The organism is Pirellulales bacterium (assembly GCA_035939775.1).
GTDB lineage: Bacteria > Planctomycetota > Planctomycetia > Pirellulales > DATAWG01 > DASZFO01.
The window spans coordinates 26,791-45,315 of sequence record DASZFO010000360.1 but is presented as its reverse complement, the minus strand read 5'-3'; the positions used below and the strand labels follow the sequence as shown (position 1 = coordinate 45,315).

The window sequence follows — 18,525 nt, the reverse complement described above, 5'->3', positions numbered from 1 at the left end:
GGTCGCAGTAAATCAGCCCATCCTTGTGATCGAAACGAGGGATTGCGTCGAACGCTGACTGGCAGATGATTTGGACTCGCCTTAAACGATCAATGATTTGCGGCAGCATTTCGATCGCGGTCCACCACGCGTTTACGTCGCCAGCCATGCCTCCTCTCGCGCGACCAGTGGTGTAACTCCAGTTTCGGCCCTTTCCTCCGAAGGACTGCCGCCAACGAACAAAGTCGCAAACGGCCATTTCCGCCTCGGCAGCACTCTGTGGATAAGTCGCCGCGCCGTCGAATTCCACCTGTGAGTACGGGATCAGTCGGACCTTCGCGAGAAACTCTTCTCCGCGATCCCGCAGAACGCGGAAGAGTCGGGAAATCCGCAAATCGAGATCGTTGTAAGTCTCGACTTCGACGGGAGCCTTGTTGAGCAAGACCGATGCGCCGCCGCCAAAGGGCTCTAAATAAACGCGATGAGCCGGGAAGTTCTCAATGATCCTGATTGCAAGGTAACGTTTGCCGCCATGCCACTTAACTGGGGGACGAATCGCCATTTGGCTCTCCGTGGTAATGAATATGAGGGTGGATCGCCAGCGAAATGATACGCTCAACCGACCAGGTTGTAAATACGTAACATATTTGCATCAAATGATTTGCGCCGCGCATTTGAATTAGGCCGGAAGAAACTGTATTGACTATGATACTACAGGCGATATCATTATTGGCATGGCTAAGTCACGCTGTCGATTCCTGGTCCCTGTCAGATACAACGACGGCAGGTTAGTCGAACCGGAGGTGATGCTCGAAATAAAAATGGCATTAGATCGTCGTTTCGGCGGTTACAAAATGCTTTCGCCGACCGAGGGATCGTGGCACGGCCAGGTGGAAGAAACACACGAAATCGAAGTGACTGTTCTGCCGAAACAAATCCCAGAGTTGAGGGAAGTCGTGATCGCAATCGGAAAGAGGCTCGGACAGCACGCTATGTATTTTGACGCTCCTGCGCCATCGGTGGAAATCATCGACGTTGAGAGCGGGCGCGAAGAAGACTAACGAGTTGAGGAAAGGTGAACCATGTCAATCGAAGAAAAAGCCAATCAGATCATTGACCACGCGCGTCAGTTGGCGCGGCGAGCAAAGTCGTGGACCGAATTCTCAAATCAAATGTTCTCTCAGGATGACGGCTATGTTGCAAAGACCTTCCCAAGGATGACAGAACGTCAGTCGTTTTATGACATGGTTCAATACGCAGAGGTCAATGAGATCTTTCTCAGTCTGATTAAGCGATTTGGAGTTGCGGACGGTGCCGCCCCAAAGAAGAGCGGCAAATTCATTGTGCGAGTACCAAAGACGATTCACTCAGTTCTCGAAGTCGAGGCCAGTGAAGAGGGCGTTAGCCTAAATCAGCTTGCTCTTACGAAGCTGTCTGTCCGGCTGAAAGATGCGGCCGATCTTACAACTTCTCTAATCGTCGAGGCATATCGGCAAGTGTGCGATGGCTATTCGTCTGACAGAGTCATCGTGGACCCGGAATTCAACAAGAGATTTTTGGACAAGTGCCGGAAGGTTGGGCTCACTCAAAGTGATTACGAACTCAACCACATCCTGTTTGACATCCGAAAGAGCGGCAAGGCAGTCCTTCCGCCGGCCACCAAGAAGCCAAAGATTACTGACTATGACGACTTCCTTTTCGCGAGCGAAATCGCATTCAGGTATTTGCAGCGAAGGGATTCCGTAACCCTTGATCGAGTCCTTTGCGATTCCGAATTCAGAGCGAAGTTTGACGCGATAGCACAGCGGCTATCGCCTGAGCAATCGCCATTCAAGCTGAGAATGGGCGCTCTCTATCTAAGAAAGACACATCGCTTGTCGCCGCAGGAAGCCTTGGCCCCCTCGTACGACTTGATTATGGCGGGAAAGGTCGGCAACGTGAAGCTCGGTGACCTGCCAGAGTTTCCGGGGATGTACGCTTTCTACGAAAGTGGTGTTCGACCGATTTACGCGGGCGAGACAGCGCACCTTCGCCATAGAATTCGACTACACCTTGAGCACGCGAATCATCAATTCTTGCCGAGTTGGCTGGAACTCGGATGCGAAAGTAATCTGGAGTTGAAGTTTTTCTCGTTGCCGAAGTTTTCGGCCAAAGATCGTCTGCTTTGGCTGAATCACTTCATCAATCGGGAGAAACCGCCACTGAACTACCAGATAGCGGCATGAACAGGGTGCGGGCGAAGGTGCCGCTTCGACCAGGCTCATGTTGATTTCTGAGGCGAATCGGCTCACCGCACTAACAACACATTTTTGGACCACCACCGAGACTTGAGATCTCAGCTTTGAACTCTCGGATCATTGCGGAAAGCGCGGATGGTAGGTCATGCCGAAGGTCTCGGCCACGGCGCGGTTGGTCACTTTTTGGTCGATGATGTTGATGGCTCGCGCGATCGGCGCGAGGGTTTCGGCGGCGCGGATCAAGCCGCGGCTTGCGATTTGCAATGCCCAGGGGAGCGTCACGTTGCACAGGGCATAGGTGCTCGTGCGACCGACTGCGCCGGGCATATTGGTGACGCAATAGTGCAGCACTTCGTCGACGAGATAGACCGGCTCGCTGTGCGTGGTCGGCCGGCTGGTGGCCACGCAGCCTCCCTGATCGATGGCCACGTCGATAATCACGCTCCCCGGCTTCATCAGCTTCAAATCGTCGCGCTCGATGAGCCGCGGGGCCTTCGCGCCGGGGATGAGCACGGCGCCGACCACGAGATCGGCCAATGCCAACTGCTCGCGGATGATGTGGCGATCGCTGAACAGCACATCGACATTGGCCGGCATCACGTCGTCGAGATAGCGGAGCCGATCCATGTTGACGTCCAAGAGGCAGATGTCGGCCCCGAAGCCGGCGGCCACTTTCGCGGCGTTCGCTCCGACGATCCCGCCGCCGAGGATCGTGATGTGGGCAGGGGCGACGCCGGGCACGCCGCCGAGCAATATGCCGCGCCCCATCTGCGGGCGTTCGAGATACTTCGCCCCCTCTTGAATGCTCATCCGTCCGGCGACTTCGCTCATCGGGGTCAAGAGCGGCAGCCGGCCTTGATCATCGCGGAGCGTCTCGTAGGCGACGGCGGTCGCCCCAGTGGCGAGGAATGCCTCGGTAAGATGCCGATCGGCGGCGAAATGAAAATAAGTGAATACGATTTGCCCCGCGCGAATTAGCGGCAGTTCCGCGGCGAGCGGCTCTTTCACCTTGAGGATCATCTCCGCCTCGGCGAAAACTTCCTCGGCCGTATCGACCAGCCGCGCTCCCTGCTCTTCATACCGCTGATCGGGAAGCCCCGAGCCGACTCCCGCCCCGCGCTGCACGATGACCTTGTGCTTGGCACGGGTCAATTCCTCGACGCCGACCGGCAAGATGGCAACGCGGTATTCGTCGCGCTTGATTTCCTTCGGGACGCCGACAATCACGCGAACTCCCTCCGGGGAAAATGACGAATGTCGAATGACGAATGTAACGTCGAAAGTGGTCCGTCGTCCGTTGTGCTTAGCAACTGACGATGCACAACTGACAATTGACAAATCGAGCTTCGTGCTTCGTCATTCTTTAGACATTCGTCATTAGGCATTCGTCATTACTCCAGTTTCGATTCTACTCGCCCGGCCGGTAAAACCGTCGTCCCGTTTTCGCCATCTCCAGGAGCAAGCCCGTCGGCGCCATCCTTGGGCCGAGCGATTGGAGCGGTTCGAGCATCTTGAGGATTCGTTCGACGCCGACCGTGTCGGCCCAGAACAGCAGCCCTCCTTTGAACGGCGGAAAGCCGATGCCGTAGATCAGCGCCAGATCGACATCGCGCGGGTCGCGGACCAGGCCCTCCTGCAATACGCGTGTCGCTTCCAGCAGCATTGGCAGAAACAGCCGCGAAATGAGTTGCTCCGGCGTGAACTTATCCTGCTCGCGGAGATACGGGGCGAGGATTTCCACCACACGCGGGTCCGGCTCGCCGCGCTCTTTGTCGCGCGCGTATGAGAAGAAGCCCGCCCCGGATTTCTGGCCCAACCGGCCAGCCTTCATCAGCGCCCCAACAATCGGCGAGAGCACGATCCGATCGGGAAACGCGTCGTACATCACGCGTCCGGCGAGAACCGCCGTGTCGAAGCCCACCACGTCGTACAGCGCCAGCGGCCCCATCGGCATTCCGAAGCTCTTCGCCGCCCGCTCGATGGCCTTGATCTCGGCCCCTTCCGAAAGCAGCTCCAGGGCCTCGAGCATGTAAAAGAAAAGCAGGCGATTCACGAGAAAGCCGGGTCCGTCGTTCACCACCACAGGCGACTTGCCGACGCTCTTGGCATAGGCCACCGCCGTGGCGACCGTCTCGTCGCTCGTCCGCTCTCCGCGAATCACCTCGACCAGCGGCATCTTCCGCACGGGATTGAAAAAGTGGATGCCGCAAAAGCGATCGGGATGGGTTAGCTTCTGCGAGAGTTGAGTGATCGGAATCGTGGAGGTGTTGGTCGCCAAGATCGCCTCGGGGCCAAGCCGCGGCTCGAGCCGAGCAAAGACCGCGCGCTTCACGTCCGGGATTTCGACCACCGCCTCGATCGCTAGATCGCTGGCCGCCAGCTCATCGTCGCTCGTCGTGGCGTGCAGGAGCGAGGCGAAATGCACGGCTCGCTTCGGATCGGGCCGCTTGGTTTGCCGGTCGAACGAGGCTTCTTCCAGCGTTTGCTCGATGCCCGAATCAAGCGCGGCAGCCGCGGCGTCGGTGATGCGCACCGGGATGTTCCGTTTGAGATTGGCGGCGGCGATCCCGCGCCCCATGATTCCCGCCCCGACGACGCTGACCGACTTGATTGGCCGGGGCTTGATGTCGGTCCGCGCGATGCCAGTGTCCTTCTTGTTGCGGTCGCCGAGGAAGAACACATTGATGAGCGCGCGGTTCACGGGGGAACCGAACAATTCGGCCATCCCCTCGGCCTCTTTCGTGCAGGCCGAGTCTAGATCGAGGGACGCTGCTTCGAGCATCAACTCGAGCGCGGCCACCGGCGCCGGATAGTGCCCCTTGGTTTGCTGCTGGATGAGGGCCGAGGCGGTCGCGCCCAAGAAAGTCAGTTCGGTCTCGTCGATTTCGATCGGCTGTCGCCAGCGCCCGCGATCTTCGAGATACTGCTTGCCCTGCTGCCCAGCGCGAATCAGTGCGATCGCCGCGGCGCCAATCCGATCGGCCGGGACCACGTCGGTCGCCAATTCCATCAGCGCGGCAGCGCGGCCATCGATCGATTCGCCGCTCGTGACCAACTCGACCGCGTTGGCCAGCCCGACGATCCGCGACGCACGGGCGGTGCCTCCCCAGCCCGGATACAGTCCAAGTTTCACTTCGGGAAAGCCGAACTGGGCCTTGGGATCGTCGGCCATGATCCGCCGGTCGCACCAGATTGCCAGCTCCGCTCCGCCGCCGAGGCAAACGCCGTCGATCGCCGCCACCGTGACGAACGGGCCTTTCGAGAGCCGCTCGAACAGCCGCCGCCCACGATGGCACATGGCCACGATTTGGTCCTTCGGGGCGTCGAGTGAGGCCACGAACTCGCGCAGATCGGCCCCGGCGATGAACGAGCCGGGCTTGCCGGAGCGAATCACCAGCCCCGCCAGCCCCGAACGCTTTTCGAGCTGATCGAGATGGGCCGCGAATTCCGCGAGCACGCCGCTCGATAGCACATTGGCCCCTTTGCTCGGATCATCCAGCGTGAGCTGGGCGATGTCCGGCTCGGGAAATGAAAGCTGAATCGTCGGCGCGGCGGGCATAGTCGGGCGGTTCCAGACAGTCGTGCGGATGGGCGGGTTGCCGGCGTAATTCTACCGCCAGCATAAAGGGGACTGTCCGCCGCGTAAACCCAGATCGCTCTCGTGCAGGACGTGCTCACGCAGTACGTTTGCAACGATTTCTCCCCTCTCCCCTTTGCGGGAGAGGGGTCGGGGGTGATGGGCGGCGCTGCCGGAAGTCCTTCACCCTCACCCCGGCCCTCTCCCGTCAAGGGAGAGGGAGAGTGTTACTACTCGCGCGGAGCGTGAGGAGTACACTACGCGATCCGCATCGTCAGCCCGCCGTCGATGCCGAACGTCTCGCCCGTGATGTAGTCATTCGTGACCAGTTCGCGGATAAGAGTGGCAACCTGCTCGGAAGTTCCTTCGCGGCGAAGCGGGATCCGGTTTTCCAGGTTGTTCTTCCGCGTGGCCTCGGTCATCTTTTCGTGAAACCGAGTGCGAATCACGCCGGGGGCGACGACGTTCACGCGGATATTGTCCGCCGCGAAATCCCGGGCCATCGCCTGCGCGAACTGCGGCAGCGCCCCTTTCACCACCTGATACGCCGTGATGCCAGGGCAGCCGCGGCGGCCAGCCGACGACGAGACCAACACGATCGCCCCCTCGCGCTTCTTCTGCATCAGCGGAATCGCACTGCGGCAGAGGTGATAAATCGCATGGACATGGACGTCGAACGCCCGCATCCATTCCTCGGGCGTCACCTCGAGCAGTCCTCCCGGCACCGGCCCGCCGGCCGAATGAACCAGCACATCGACCGAGCCGAATTCCGCGGCCGTTTGCTCGACGCACCGCACCGCCTCCTCCGGCCGTCCCACATCGGCGGCGATGAGCAAACACCGCCGGCCAAATGCTTCAATCCGCTTGCCAAGCGCTCGCGCCTCGTCATCGATATTCCGCGCCGCCAACGCCAGATTCGCCCCCTGCTCGGCAAGCGCCACGGCGGTCGCCGCGCCAATCCCTTTTGTGCCACCGGTGATTAAACAAGATTTTTGATCGAGATTCATGGTCTTCCCTCTCGTTCCCAGGCAGAGCCTGGACTGCGAAAAACGCGGCCTGCGGACTGCGCCTGCTAGTCGTGTTCTTGTTCCCGAAATCGCCACATGGAAATGGGGGTTTCCTGGAACCCGGCAGGGTTGCAAGACGGTAGCCGGGGGTCGAGGCCGTCAGGCCGATACCCCCCGTCAAGGTTGATGAAAAACGGTAGCACCCTGACAGGGTGCCAGCGTGCTGCGACCCCTGCCAGGGTCGGACCACCCCGCGCATCGTTCAACCGGCGGTATCGGCCTGCGGCCTCGACCGCCGGCTAATGGCTGGCATCCTTCCAGGATGCTCTCGCGGCCGTCGATCATCCATCGCGTGCAACGCCCGAGCCCGAATAAAAACCGACGAGAATCATCAAACCTGACCGACCTAAAACTCGACAAATTGCGGAGCCCAGGCAGAGCCTGGGAACTAGGATACACGAGAATTGCCACGGTTCAACTGCCGGCACGATCAAAGACGATCGCACCACAGCGGCGGAGATCGCAACGTGATCCGTCGGACTCGATGCCCTGCGGCCTGAAAGGTCGCTCCGAGCCCAGACCAAATGTCCGAGCCGATTTGTCGAGTGGTTGCGGGCGTTGGGGTGATCGGCCAACGCGGCGACGTACCAGGGTGGTCCGAACGTGAACCGAACCTTAACCGCGCCGGCGAATTATTAACGAATTGAAACAAAGCGAGCCTACGATTGAGGTGGCTGTGACTCCACTGATGATGGAGGCTGAAGTTCGGGTGCCGTCGTCGTCTGGCATAGCGGATGAGTATCTGGAGGCGGATAGGCTACTGCTTGCCGAAATATATCGGTCCATGTTTGCAGTTGCTCCGGGGTCCAGACAGGGGGCCTGTCAGGCATCAGAAAAAACCTGAACATATTACATAGGCGGCCCATGAAGCCGCACTTGACGCGGAAGTCGTTTAGGTCGGCAATGGTCTTGTACGGGCTATTTGGATTCACATCCCAGAAGGCCGGAGGCATCAGCCGCAATTCCTGGCCATTGTCGCCCACACAGTTCACGACATTCCAATGGACGATTTCGTTCCGAACCTGGGTGACTTGCCCATTTAGGATCTTGACGGAATGCCAGAAAACTGCGTGTTTCTCCCCGTACTTCTTTTTCAAAAGTTTTTCGAGGATGTCGTCTCGGGCGCGAGCATTACTTATCTTGAAAAAGATGACAGACGCGACGTCTTCGCGGATGTCTCCAAACGTAGCAAGCAGAGAACAAAGAGACTGCTCCAAACTGGCGTGGGATTGGATTGCCAGACCACGAACGGCGTGGAACGGGTCCCGGGAGGCTTCGAGTAGGAGCCTCCCCACGTCATAGTTCATGGACATGTTCTGTCAATCGCCTTATTGTGGGCGCGCCTAGAATGTCGGTAACGTCCTTGTCGTTGACACAGAGAATGGCCAGACGGTTCAGTGTGAAAAGCAATTGAGCCTTGCCCGCGATGGTACCAGCTATCTGCCGCCTTGCTAGAAGCCCGCACATAATCGGGCCGCCGCGCCAGCCGTGCGGGTCTTTCGGGCGTATGCTGGGCGGGAGCGCTGGAAGGCTTCGCCACCTTGAATCTCACGGATTAGAAACTGCGCCGCACCGGTCTCGCAACAACTGAAGTAACACATGGGCGTTCTGTACGTTCTCCGCAAGGGACTGAGCTGCGTGACTTTGGCGCTGTCGTGTCGGGTGGTTTAGCATCCAATTAATCCCGGTCGCAACGGCAATCCCTTTCACCGCACCGCGAATTCCGAAGCCGCCGCCGATCAAGTACGGCCTCTGCTGCGGGAATGTCCGCATCAGACGGACGATCTCTCGGTAAAGATTATGAGCCGTCTTGGCAACCTCGCTGAAGGCCGGGCAGCTACCTTGGGCGGCAAGCTGCTCCAAGTTCACCAAGGATGCGCCCAAAAGGTCGCATAGAGCCGCTGCCGGAAACACGTTTGTCTCAAATCCGATGCGCAGCCTAGCGTCAATTGCAAGCAAATGTTGATAAACCGAAATGGCTAGGGGACAGAGTTCTTCCGCGCGAATCAACGACGCCATGCGCAGTAGCCATTGCTGCCGTTGTTGCTGAAGCGTCAGGGGCCTGGTCATGCCGCCGCTAGTTTGTGACGGCAGATCATATTGCCCTTCGAGAAAGCCAAGTGGATCGTCGGGCACTGGTGTCGCGAGAAGCGGTGGTGGCGGCGGAAGCGGCGGGGGCATGGGCGGCCCAGGGCGCGGCGTTCGCGCATCCAGATCGTTCAAGAAGTCGAGCGGATCATCGGCCATGCCCTAGATCATATCCACCGCCATGCCAACGTGCGAGATTCGCGATCAAATTCTTCCTGTGCTAACTCGGCGCGGTCTTTGGGAGCCGCCGGTCTATTCACCGATCACCTTCACCAACACTCGCTTCGGCCTTCGCCCGTCGAATTCGCCGTAGAAGATTTGCTCCCAGGGTCCAAAGTCGAGATTGCCGCCGGTGATCGCCACGACGACTTCGCGCCCCATGACTTGCCGCTTGAGATGGGCGTCGGCGTTGTCTTCGCCCGTGCGGTTGTGGCGGTAGCGCTGCGGCGAAGCGTCGAACGGGGCTAGCCCTTCCAGCCACTTTTTGTAATCCTCGTGCAATCCCGGCTCGTCGTCGTTGATGAACACGCTGGCCGTGATGTGCATGGCATTTACCAGGCACAGCCCCTCCTGAATTCCGCTCCGCTTCACGGCAGCCGCGACCTCGGGCGTGATGTTGCGGAATTCCATCCGGGCCGGGATGTTGAACGTGAGATGTTCGGTGAGAGATTTCATTTATTTCGCTGCCATCCTCAGCGCGCCGTCTAGGCGGATCACGGAGCCGTTGAGAAATCGGTTCTCGATGATTTCGCGGACGAGGCTGGCGAATTCTTCGGGGCGGCCGGGGCGCGAGGGGAAAGGGATTCGGTCGATGAGGGAGCTGCGGACTTCGTCGGGGGCGGCGGACATCATGGCCGTGTCGAACATGCCCGGAGCGATCGCCATCACGCGGATCCCGAAACGGGCCAGCTCGCGGGCGGCGGGCAGAGTGAGCGAGGCGACGCCTCCCTTGCTTGCCGCGTAAGCCGCCTGGCCGATTTGTCCTTCGAAGGCCGCGACCGATGAGGTGTTGATGACGATGCCGCGCTCGCCGTCGGCCGCGGGTGGGTTCGCCGCCATCGCGGCCGCCGCCAGCCGGAGCACGTTGAACGTGCCGATCAGATTCACTTGCACGATCCGGGAGAAAAGCTGCAAATCGTGCGGGCGGCTCTTGCCGACGATCCGCGCCGCCCCGAGGATGCCGGCGCAGCTCACCGCGCCGTCGAGCCGGCCAAAGCTGCTGACCGCGACTTCGATCGCCGCACTGACCTGCGCCTCGTCCGTCACATCGGTCTTCGCGAACCGGGCACTCGCGCCGAGTTCGCCGGCGACCCGCTCGCCGGCCGGTTCATTCAAATCGGCGATCACGACGTTCGCACCCAGCGACGCCAAGAGTCGCGCGCAGGCGGCGCCCAAGCCCGAGCTGCCGCCGGTGATGAGAAATGTGTGGGAAGGGATTTGCATGAATGGCTGCTCACTGTACCGGGATGACTCCATTAGAGCGTCCAACAAATTCGGCCGGGAGAGGGGAATCGTCCCATTTTGCCGCCGACCATCGCGGCGACGGTGGCCGGTTCGCGGAATCGGAACAGTGTCCGCCGGATTTGTCGGTCAGCCGCTCAGATAAGGCTTGAGCCCGGAGTTTGAAACGCGGAGGGCGCTGAGACCGCGGAGATAAACGCAGCGATGTAGTCATCGCCGACGCTGGCAGCGTCGGCCACGTCTCCTTCGTTCCCAGCCCCTAGCCCCGAGTCCCTTCCTAAGGTTGCGCCGTGAACCGACAGTTGATAATCCGCTGGCCGGCGATTTCGTCGGCCCGCAAGAGCAGCGTCTTGCCGACGAGTTCCGCTCCGTTGGGAATGCGATAGTTCTTGGTGTCGGTCCCGCGGCCTTGCTCGACCACTTGGGTGACGATCGGCAATCGGTCGGGGGCGTAGAGAAAGCATTTGAAGCTGACGACGTTGTCGGTCTCATTGGTGAGCCGCTGCTCGATTTCCAACTCCCCTTGATCGTTCAGCCGCGTGCTGGCCGCGATCATCACGTCATCCAGCCCCACGTCGATTTCTCGCCGAACGTTGAACTGGTAACGGCGGTCGGCCATGATGTCGAAATCGAAGCGGATATCTTGCCGTCCCGTGGCAGCGTCGAGCGGCAGGACCACGTCGAACGGTTGGTTTAGCGTTTCGCCCGAAGCCAGCTTGAAACCCACTTCAGGAGGCGCGATCCGCCAGCCTTCGGGAGTGACAATCTTGATTTGTCCGCTGATCCCCTGGCCAAACGAGTTTTTCACGATCAAGGAATTGCCGTGCGTGATTCCGAATACGCTCGGCCATTGCGTCTCGGCCAGCTTGACCGACATCCGCCAGCGCAGCGCGGGCGCATTCAACCCGGTGATGAAGACCGGCAGCGTGCCGACTTGGATCACCTGCTCCGATTTGTCGGTGGGTGGTTTCGTCGCGCGGCCCCAAAGGTCCATCTGCCGCACGTCGTCGCCGAGATAAACTCGCTCTTCCGTGGGGCGATCGTTCCAGAGGACGATCACGATCTCGCCGTTCCGGTCGAAAACGTGATTGACGCTGCCGTTGGGCAGATTGATGCTGCCGAGATACGTGGCCCCGGCCAGGGCCAGCGCCGTCGTCCGCCAGGGGAGCAGCAATTCGCCAGCCGTGCCGTCGTCGTTCATCAAGCCGCGGGTTGTGCTGAACACTTCGGGGGCGAAAATCCCGTCGGCCCCTTCGATCTTAGCCGAGAGCATTCGGCGGGCGAGGTCGCCGGCGCGGATCTCGGCCGAGTAATCGTCCTTTGGCAACGGCTCAAGCACGACCCAGCGGCGCGTCTTCGCGCCGGCGGAGAGCTTCAAATAGGTCGATTGCTCTTCCCAGGTGAGCGGCGGATCGGAGGAGAGCGCGACAAAATCCCAGGCCTGCGGCTGGCTCGGCAATTCGTGCAACCACGACCAACCGATGCCGATAGACACCTGTTGGCCGAAGCGGGCCGCGAGCTTCCGCATTTGCGTCACTTTCTCGGTCGCGTTGGGATAACCAACGAAGCTGGTGTCTTTGTCCGACCCCAACTGCCACCACCGCACCTTCAGCGAGAGCGAAGTCAGCACCGGCTCGAGCGACGGATACCACAACTCCTTCTCGGTGGAGAAGACCTGCGCGGCCGGAGGGCGGTCGGCATCGCCTAGCCGCTTCCGCACGTCCGGCGGCGGCTGGTGCAGCAAGCCGACCATCTCGATGTGCTGGAAGTGCAGCCGCTCGGCAAACCACACCAGCCGGTCGCCGCGGGTGTTGTCTTGGCCGCTCGTCCAGACCGGGAATTTCACCCAGTTCACCCCGGCCTGCCCGAGCAGCTCCGGCAACTCGCCAAGAGTCAACGGACCTTCGCCGTCGGGGAGAGTCCAGCCGAATTCGCCGCTGGCCGGGTTGGCTTGCGCATGGACGACGGCCAGCGATAGTTCGCGCTGATGCACGACTCCGGTGCGCCCCAACATTTGCACGCGGACGCGATAGAACCCCGTGTCGGGCATCGGCGGAACCCAAGTCGCGGCGCCGACGATTCCCGCTCCGCGCGCCGTCTCGCCCGCATCAGCTTCCGGCCGCGGAGCGCTGGATTTTCTGGCGACGACCAATTGTTGCTCTTCGGTCGCGATGACACTGCCCGAAAGGTCGAGCAATTCGAACCGGACACGCGAGTTCTCTTCGGCAAAACCGCTGCCGGTGCAGGTCACCTTCGGCCGCGCCGGCTCGACGTAGACGTTGTCGCGGCGATCCGTCGTGAGCGTCATTCGCGGCAGGCGGCCGACCCAAACATCGGCGAACGAAGCCGAGCCATGCACGTCGGCCCGCACGGTTGGCTCGAGGTGCAAGCCGACGACGGCATACTCGGTTTCGTTGTGGGCGGGGGCAATCGGGTCGATTCGCATCTTGACCCAATCGCTCGTTCCGCGAACTTGCTCGGAAACGATTTTCTCCAGCGCCTTGTGCCTGCCGTCGTAAAACGTCACGCTGATGTGCGCTTCGTCGTTCACGAGACCCTCGGTCTTCAGCCGCGCCTCGATCACGTAGCTGAAAATCGCGTTGACCTTGATCGGCGGGCTGTAGATGGCGGCTGCCCCGCCGTCGAGATCGATCCGCAGGCAGTGTCCGTTGGCGGCCGTCGTGTCGTCGATAATTCGGACCGGCAAATACGCCGGATAGGCAGCCGAGCGCTGGCGAATCCAGCGGTCCGGCCAGCGGTCGAAGCGCTGGTCCCATTGCGGGCCGAAGTCGCAGTCAAACACCTTCACCGCGTCCGGATAGCGAACATCGGTGGGCGCAGCGACTCCCGCCGCTAGAATAAGAACAGTCAGCAAAGTCTGCATGATCGGAATTCTCGAAGCATATCGGCAGCGACAAGCCAGAAAACCTATCGACCTATCCCATGCCAGCGCTAGAGATGTAGGGTGCGTCAAGCGAAGCGCTGACGCACCAATCACACCCGGTGTGTCTTCGCTTCGCTCGACACACCCTACAATCCTCGCCAATTGCCTTTAGGTAACCCATGCCAGCGCTAAAGATTGGGATTCAGATCGCCAGCTTGCGGCAGCCGCTCCGGCAGGCCTTGGCTTCTGCCCACCGCTTGGGCGCGCAGGGAGTGGAACTCGATGCCCGCGGCGAGCTGCGCCCCTCGCAGATGACGCAAACCGCCCTGCGCCAGATTCGCAAGCTGCTCGAGGATTACAGCCTGCGGGTCGCGGCGGTCAGCTTTCCCACTCGCCGCGGTTACGATGTCGCGGAGGATATCGAGGAACGAATCGCCGGCACGAAGGACGCGATCAAGCTGGCCTACCAGCTCGGCGCTTCAGTCGTCGTCAACCACGTGGGGCGAGTTCCCGCCGAACCGACGGGATCCCAATGGAGTCAGCTTATCGAGGTGCTCAGCGACTTGGGACGATTCGCGCATCGGGCCGGCGCACAATTGGCTGCTCAGACCGGAACGGAGAGCGGCCCGGATTTGGCCCGCCTGATCGCCGCGCTGCCGGGCGGATCGCTGGGGGTCGATCTCGATCCAGCGAATCTGATCGTGAACGGCTTTTCTCCGCCGGAGGCGATCGACGCGCTGGGGCCGCACATCCTGCACGTGCACGCGACCGATGCCGTCCGCGATTTGGCCCGCGGCCGTGGCGTGGAAACAGCCCTGGGGCGCGGCGTCGCGGATTTCCCGAATCTGCTGGGGAAGCTGGAAGAACACAATTATCGTGGGTATCTTACGATTCAGCGGCGGACGGCCGACGATCCGCTGGTCGAGATCGGCGCCGCGGTAGAATACTTGCGGAGTTTGTAGAAGCAGCTCCAAAACCGCCGGGAGAAGGGGACAGTCCCCGTTTTACTCCGAAGACTGCGTAAAATGGGGACAGTCCCCGGGGTTTTGGAACTGCTTCTGGCGACTACTTGGAAACGGAGGATGCTATGAAACGCATTATCATTCTGCTCGCGATTGCAGCCGCATTGGCGGCCGTCATCGGTTCCTCGCTGGCCTGTGCCGCGGACGCACCGGGCGATAAACCCGCCGCCCCGCAGGCGGCCAACAAGGTCCCCGACAAAGCCGATCTTGAAAAGAAGTTTTCCGAAACTCTCACGGGCGCGACGCTCGACGGCTTCTTCACGGAAACGCCCGGCGACGAAGCGAAGCCGCGCGAATCGAAGTACGTGATCAATAAGGTGTCGAAACTCGGCGATGACCTCTGGCTCTTCGAAGCGCAGATCAAATACGGCGACCACGATCTAACGATCCCGATCCCGCTGGCCGTGCGCTGGGCGGGCGACACGCCGGTGATCACGCTCGACAAGGCCCCGGTGCCGGGATTCGGCACATTCTCCGCCCGAGTGCTGATCTACGACGGCAGCTTCGCCGGCATGTGGAGCGGCGGCAACCACCGCGGCGAACTCTACGGCCGCGTGGTCAAGCATTAGAGACCGGGCTGGGAGGTCAAAGATCGTTCGTTAGCCCCGCCGCTTGCGGCGGGATGGTGGCGCCGTTTGATGCGGCCGAGCAAACCGAACCGCCCGAAGGACGGCAAGATGAACCCATACAGTGCGTTGTTTTCGAGCCCGATTGACGTCGTGATCACCTGGGCATCGGTGATCGTCTGGCTCGGCATTGGAACCGCGGTTTTGCGGATTCGAGACGGATTGCGACCGGACCCAAAACCGGATTTGTGCTGGGCTGCTGCGAGGTCATTTTTGTATTTATGCGCGATCCTCGCGGGAGTGTCAGTTATCGGGCTTGTGTTTCTCGCATGGCTTCGAATCGAATCACCGTTCTGGCTGATCTGGCAGCTTCTCTGGCTCGCCGGCGTCATCGCCGTTTTTCAAGTATTGCCGTTCGTTTGTGTCTTGCTGGTTGGCTGGGTGCTTGTGCGGCGGTGGCGCGACAAGATGCCGGCGCGGTCCATTTTTATTTCGGTAGCGTGTCCTGTCGGAGTCGGCTTGGACGCGGCGCTATACTTCGCACTACTCTTCGCTTTGCGCGGCCGTGGTTAGGAGCGAAGTGATGGACCGAAAATCGAGAATCTGGCGTTGGTTTCGGAGCTTTCTAGCGTACTTGGCCATCATCGCCTGCGTTGTGTTCCTGCTGAAGACATCGGGTTCATTGGCGCTGGTTTTGCCGATCTGGTGGACGGCGGTGTGGACAAGCGCGCTCGCCCGCTGTGCGCGACGGGGAAAGCGCGATGCAGCCTTAGCGGGAACGCAATCGCCGTTGAATCCGAAACTTTCAACGCCCTTGTTCGTGGCCGTCTCGATTCCTGCGTTTTCCTGGCTTTTCGCGGGGGCGATAGTCGTGGGTCTCGCTTGCGGACCGTTGGCTGGGCTGGCGGCTTCGTTCTTGGGCCTCGTGACGGCGAAAATAACCATCTTCGTCGTGGACCTCGCAATGGATTACGGTGAGATTTTTGCGGATTTCGAATTGAGCGACGATGGCGGGGTTAGCAACGGCGCGCCTTCAATTGCAACTGGATGGTGGGCCAGGGCCAATCGGCCTCTCCCGCGAAACGTGCAGTTGATGGCCTTGCTGGCATTTGCGGTGATCTTTCCCACGATCTTAGCGATTCACTCAAAGGTGCCTTGGTGGTTGGCGCTCGGCTTGGCATTGATTTTGGCGCTGCAATTTCTCGTCATATTCCGCAAGCATCTCACAGCTAACGGCCTGAGCATTCGTGGCGAGAAATAACAACGCGGGCGACCAGATTGGTTAAGCCAGTTTCCATTCGGTTGCTTTAGACCGGGAACCTATGGACAGAATACTTGCTCGGCCGCCTCGTCCCGGATTCCTGCGCCCATGCCCAGCATGCGGCAAGTGGTTCGCCCTTGAACTCACGCGAACGGAACGGCATCCGATGCTCGGCGGCCTGGCACACTTTCGCTGTAAGGTCTGCGGAAAAGAGACTACGTTCGCGTGGCAATTGCCGCCGAATGCGATCTAAGCCACGCCCGCCGATTTCAGTCACTTCAAAACCCAGGCGAAACCGACTAGTATTGATGGTTCAGGATTGCCCGGAAGCAATCGCGCCGGTCATTCCGTGCAGCGTCGATTGAAGGTCTTGTTATGTCCACATCCCGTTCCAAAGGGCCGAATGCGGGGGACGTGCGCGCGACGATGCCCGCAAGTGTTGGCAATCGCTCGACCATTCATGCTCTCGTGCTGTTTGGCGCAGCGCTGGCTCTGTATCTGGGAGCCGTGGTCGCCGGGGTGGCGGCGCCTTGGTGGCCGCTGAAGCTGCTGTTCTCGCTCGCGAACGCCTTTTTCCTCTCGATTCTGTTCGTGATCGGGCATGATGCTTGTCACGGAGCGCTGACTCCGTCGGCGCGGCTCAATGCGATTCTCGGGCGCATCGCGCTCTTGCCCTCGTGGCATCCGTATGCCGGCTGGGAGCATGCCCACAATCACGTCCATCACGCCTGGACGAATCTGCGGCAGAAGGATTACGCCTGGGCGCCGCTCACCAAAGAGGATTACGATCGGCTGCCCGCGTGGCGCCGGGCAATGCAGCGCTTCTATCGCACACCGCTCGGATTGGGCGCTTACTATTTCTTTGACGTGTACCTGCGGCGGACGATTTTCCCCGGGCGGCAATTCCGCGGCCGCATGAACATGCCGCGCTTCGTTGGCGATTGCTTGCTGGTGGTTGCCTTCATCGCCGCGCAAACGGCCTTTTTGATTCTCGCCCCGCGGTGGTTCGGAAGCTCGAGCCCGTTGGTCGAGTCGCTCTTCTTCGGCCAATGGCTGCCGTTCGCGATTTGGAATTGGCTGATCGCGTTCCTGATTTGCCTGCACCATACCCATCCGCGGATCCCCTGGTTCGACGATCAACAAGAATGGACGTTTTACAAGGGACAGATTCAAGGCACGGCGCACGTGCAGTTTCCGGGGCCGATCAACTGGATCATCCACAACATCATGGAGCACACGGCGCATCATGCCGATCCACGGATTCCGCTGTATCATTTGGCCGAGGCCCAGGAGAGCCTCACCCGCGCCTTTCCCGAAGACGTGGTCGAGCACAAATTCAGTTGGCGTTCGTTCCGTTATATGCTGAGTGTCTGTCAGCTCTACGACTATCGCGCCCATCGCTGGACCAACTGGGCTGGCGAGCCGACTAGCTCGCAGACGATCCAAGCCGCCACCGAAGAGCCGGAAATGGCTCGCTAGGCGCCGGGGACGAGGGGCGAGGGACGAGGGATCGGCAATGTGACGGCGGCCACGAGCGCGATGGCGGCCGTTTCGATACGGAGGATGCGGCGGCCGAGATCGACTGCCTGCCAGCCGGTGCCAACGGCTTCGTCTACTTCCGCGTCGGTTAGGCCTCCTTCGGGACCGATCGCCAGAAGGATCTCGAGGGCGGCGCTAAACTGAGAGAGCAGGTCGATCGAGAGCGCCGATCCACCAGGATCGGCGAAAAGTTTGGTCGCGCTGCCGGCGGCCAGCAGAAAGTCGCTCCAGCAAACCGGCACAGCGATCTGCATCAGCCGATTTCGCCCGCATTGTTTCGACGCTTCGATCACCGCTCGCTCGAGTCGCCGCAGCGTTTCCCGCGTCGGCTGCGCCACGCCGCGGGCCGTCACGAGCGGCGTCAGGCGGGTGATGCCCAACTCGGTCGCTTTCTCGACCAGCCATCGCTGCCGGTCTCCTTTGGGAAGCGCGACGCCAAGCGTAACGCTCACTGGCAACTCTCGATCCACTTCGCGGCTCTCCACCACCGCCAGCCGCACGGTCGAACGCTCGACTCGCTCGACCCGCGCCAAAAACTCGGCGCCACTACCATCGAACAGAATCACCTCGAGCCCCGGCTTCGCCCGCAAGACGTGAATCAAGTGATGGGCTTCGGTTCCCTCGATGGAAATGGAACCGTGACCGGCGAGCGAAGGGTGGAAGAAGCGGTCGGGCAAGCAAGCAGGGCCCTTGTGGAAAAGCTTGTGGCCGACGCTGCCAGCGTCGGTGCAGACGCTAGCAGCATCCGCGACGAACCGGCGAACTCGCCCCTGACAGTCTACTAGCTTCAAGTCGCGTCCCGATTATACCGATCATTCAAAAGTTAGGAATCGGTCATGTCTCT

The 18,525-nt window shown here is 60.6% G+C and carries 16 protein-coding genes; 6 read left to right on the top strand and 10 right to left on the bottom strand.

Annotation, left to right across the window (positions count from 1 at the left end; all coding sequences use genetic code 11):
- A partial coding sequence (locus tag VGY55_24005; protein HEV2973052.1) for a DNA adenine methylase occupies positions 1–541 on the bottom strand: 541 nt, incomplete at its 3' end.
- Positions 542–785: 244 nt separating this feature from the next.
- Here VGY55_24005 and VGY55_24000 point away from each other — a divergent pair.
- Positions 786–1,040: a hypothetical protein gene (locus VGY55_24000; GenBank protein HEV2973051.1), complete on the top strand. Its 255-nt coding sequence runs from the start codon at positions 786–788 to the stop codon at positions 1,038–1,040.
- 21 nt (positions 1,041–1,061) lie between these two features.
- Positions 1,062–2,204, top strand: coding sequence for a toxin-antitoxin system HicB family antitoxin (locus VGY55_23995; protein ID HEV2973050.1), 1,143 nt, complete (start codon positions 1,062–1,064; stop codon positions 2,202–2,204).
- A 129-nt stretch (positions 2,205–2,333) separates the two neighbouring features.
- Here the strand turns inward: VGY55_23995 and ald are convergent, their stop codons facing one another.
- The 8 genes from ald to VGY55_23955 all read right to left on the bottom strand — a co-directional run bounded on the left by ald (position 2,334) and on the right by VGY55_23955 (position 13,293).
- On the bottom strand, positions 2,334–3,443 hold the full coding sequence (ald, locus tag VGY55_23990; protein ID HEV2973049.1) for an alanine dehydrogenase: 1,110 nt from the start codon (positions 3,441–3,443) through the stop codon (positions 2,334–2,336).
- 181 nt (positions 3,444–3,624) lie between these two features.
- Positions 3,625–5,775, bottom strand: a complete 2,151-nt coding sequence (locus VGY55_23985; GenBank protein ID HEV2973048.1) for a 3-hydroxyacyl-CoA dehydrogenase NAD-binding domain-containing protein — start codon at positions 5,773–5,775, stop codon at positions 3,625–3,627.
- A gap of 275 nt (positions 5,776–6,050) precedes the next feature.
- Positions 6,051–6,800: an SDR family NAD(P)-dependent oxidoreductase gene (locus VGY55_23980; GenBank protein ID HEV2973047.1), complete on the bottom strand. Its 750-nt coding sequence runs from the start codon at positions 6,798–6,800 to the stop codon at positions 6,051–6,053.
- Positions 6,801–7,519: 719 nt separating this feature from the next.
- Positions 7,520–8,167: a hypothetical protein gene (locus tag VGY55_23975; GenBank protein ID HEV2973046.1), complete on the bottom strand. Its 648-nt coding sequence runs from the start codon at positions 8,165–8,167 to the stop codon at positions 7,520–7,522.
- A gap of 241 nt (positions 8,168–8,408) precedes the next feature.
- Positions 8,409–9,107, bottom strand: a complete 699-nt coding sequence (locus tag VGY55_23970) for a hypothetical protein (GenBank protein ID HEV2973045.1) — start codon at positions 9,105–9,107, stop codon at positions 8,409–8,411.
- Positions 9,108–9,200: 93 nt separating this feature from the next.
- Positions 9,201–9,623: a secondary thiamine-phosphate synthase enzyme YjbQ gene (locus VGY55_23965; protein ID HEV2973044.1), complete on the bottom strand. Its 423-nt coding sequence runs from the start codon at positions 9,621–9,623 to the stop codon at positions 9,201–9,203.
- On the bottom strand, positions 9,624–10,391 hold the full coding sequence (locus VGY55_23960) for an SDR family NAD(P)-dependent oxidoreductase (GenBank protein ID HEV2973043.1): 768 nt from the start codon (positions 10,389–10,391) through the stop codon (positions 9,624–9,626).
- Positions 10,392–10,686: 295 nt separating this feature from the next.
- On the bottom strand, positions 10,687–13,293 hold the full coding sequence (locus tag VGY55_23955; GenBank protein HEV2973042.1) for a hypothetical protein: 2,607 nt from the start codon (positions 13,291–13,293) through the stop codon (positions 10,687–10,689).
- Positions 13,294–13,472: 179 nt separating this feature from the next.
- On the opposite strand from VGY55_23955, the gene VGY55_23950 reads away from it, so the two are divergent.
- The 4 genes from VGY55_23950 (at position 13,473) to VGY55_23935 (ending at position 17,621) form a co-directional block, all read left to right on the top strand.
- Positions 13,473–14,255 carry a sugar phosphate isomerase/epimerase family protein gene (locus VGY55_23950; GenBank protein ID HEV2973041.1) on the top strand — a complete coding sequence of 261 codons (783 nt, stop codon included), beginning with the start codon at positions 13,473–13,475 and terminating at the stop codon, positions 14,253–14,255.
- 125 nt (positions 14,256–14,380) lie between these two features.
- Entirely contained in the window at positions 14,381–14,884 is a 504-nt protein-coding gene (locus tag VGY55_23945; GenBank protein HEV2973040.1) for a hypothetical protein, read from the top strand.
- 580 nt (positions 14,885–15,464) lie between these two features.
- Complete coding sequence (locus VGY55_23940; GenBank protein ID HEV2973039.1) at positions 15,465–16,142, top strand: hypothetical protein; 678 nt, start codon at positions 15,465–15,467, stop codon at positions 16,140–16,142.
- Positions 16,143–16,517: 375 nt separating this feature from the next.
- Positions 16,518–17,621, top strand: coding sequence for a fatty acid desaturase (locus VGY55_23935; protein HEV2973038.1), 1,104 nt, complete (start codon positions 16,518–16,520; stop codon positions 17,619–17,621).
- On the opposite strand, the gene VGY55_23930 is transcribed toward VGY55_23935, so the two are convergent.
- Complete coding sequence (locus VGY55_23930) at positions 17,618–18,472, bottom strand: 16S rRNA (uracil(1498)-N(3))-methyltransferase (GenBank protein ID HEV2973037.1); 855 nt, start codon at positions 18,470–18,472, stop codon at positions 17,618–17,620. The two genes, VGY55_23935 and VGY55_23930, sit on opposite strands and share 4 nt — an antisense overlap.
- Positions 18,473–18,525: the final 53 nt, after the last annotated feature.

Excerpts from the sequence above, each read along its gene's own strand:
- VGY55_24000 (HEV2973051.1), top strand. The coding sequence starts at position 786 with ATGCTCGAAATAAAAATGGCATTAGATCGTCGTTTCGGCGGTTACAAA.
- VGY55_23995 (HEV2973050.1), top strand. The coding sequence starts at position 1,062 with ATGTCAATCGAAGAAAAAGCCAATCAGATCATTGACCACGCGCGTCAG.
- VGY55_23985 (HEV2973048.1), bottom strand. The coding sequence starts at position 5,775 with ATGCCCGCCGCGCCGACGATTCAGCTTTCATTTCCCGAGCCGGACATC.
- VGY55_23980 (HEV2973047.1), bottom strand. The coding sequence starts at position 6,800 with ATGAATCTCGATCAAAAATCTTGTTTAATCACCGGTGGCACAAAAGGG.
- VGY55_23975 (HEV2973046.1), bottom strand. The coding sequence starts at position 8,167 with ATGAACTATGACGTGGGGAGGCTCCTACTCGAAGCCTCCCGGGACCCG.
- VGY55_23970 (HEV2973045.1), bottom strand. The coding sequence starts at position 9,107 with ATGGCCGATGATCCGCTCGACTTCTTGAACGATCTGGATGCGCGAACG.
- VGY55_23965 (HEV2973044.1), bottom strand. The coding sequence starts at position 9,623 with ATGAAATCTCTCACCGAACATCTCACGTTCAACATCCCGGCCCGGATG.
- VGY55_23960 (HEV2973043.1), bottom strand. The coding sequence starts at position 10,391 with ATGCAAATCCCTTCCCACACATTTCTCATCACCGGCGGCAGCTCGGGC.
- VGY55_23955 (HEV2973042.1), bottom strand. The coding sequence starts at position 13,293 with ATGCAGACTTTGCTGACTGTTCTTATTCTAGCGGCGGGAGTCGCTGCG.
- VGY55_23950 (HEV2973041.1), top strand. The coding sequence starts at position 13,473 with ATGCCAGCGCTAAAGATTGGGATTCAGATCGCCAGCTTGCGGCAGCCG.
- VGY55_23945 (HEV2973040.1), top strand. The coding sequence starts at position 14,381 with ATGAAACGCATTATCATTCTGCTCGCGATTGCAGCCGCATTGGCGGCC.
- VGY55_23940 (HEV2973039.1), top strand. The coding sequence starts at position 15,465 with ATGGACCGAAAATCGAGAATCTGGCGTTGGTTTCGGAGCTTTCTAGCG.
- VGY55_23935 (HEV2973038.1), top strand. The coding sequence starts at position 16,518 with ATGTCCACATCCCGTTCCAAAGGGCCGAATGCGGGGGACGTGCGCGCG.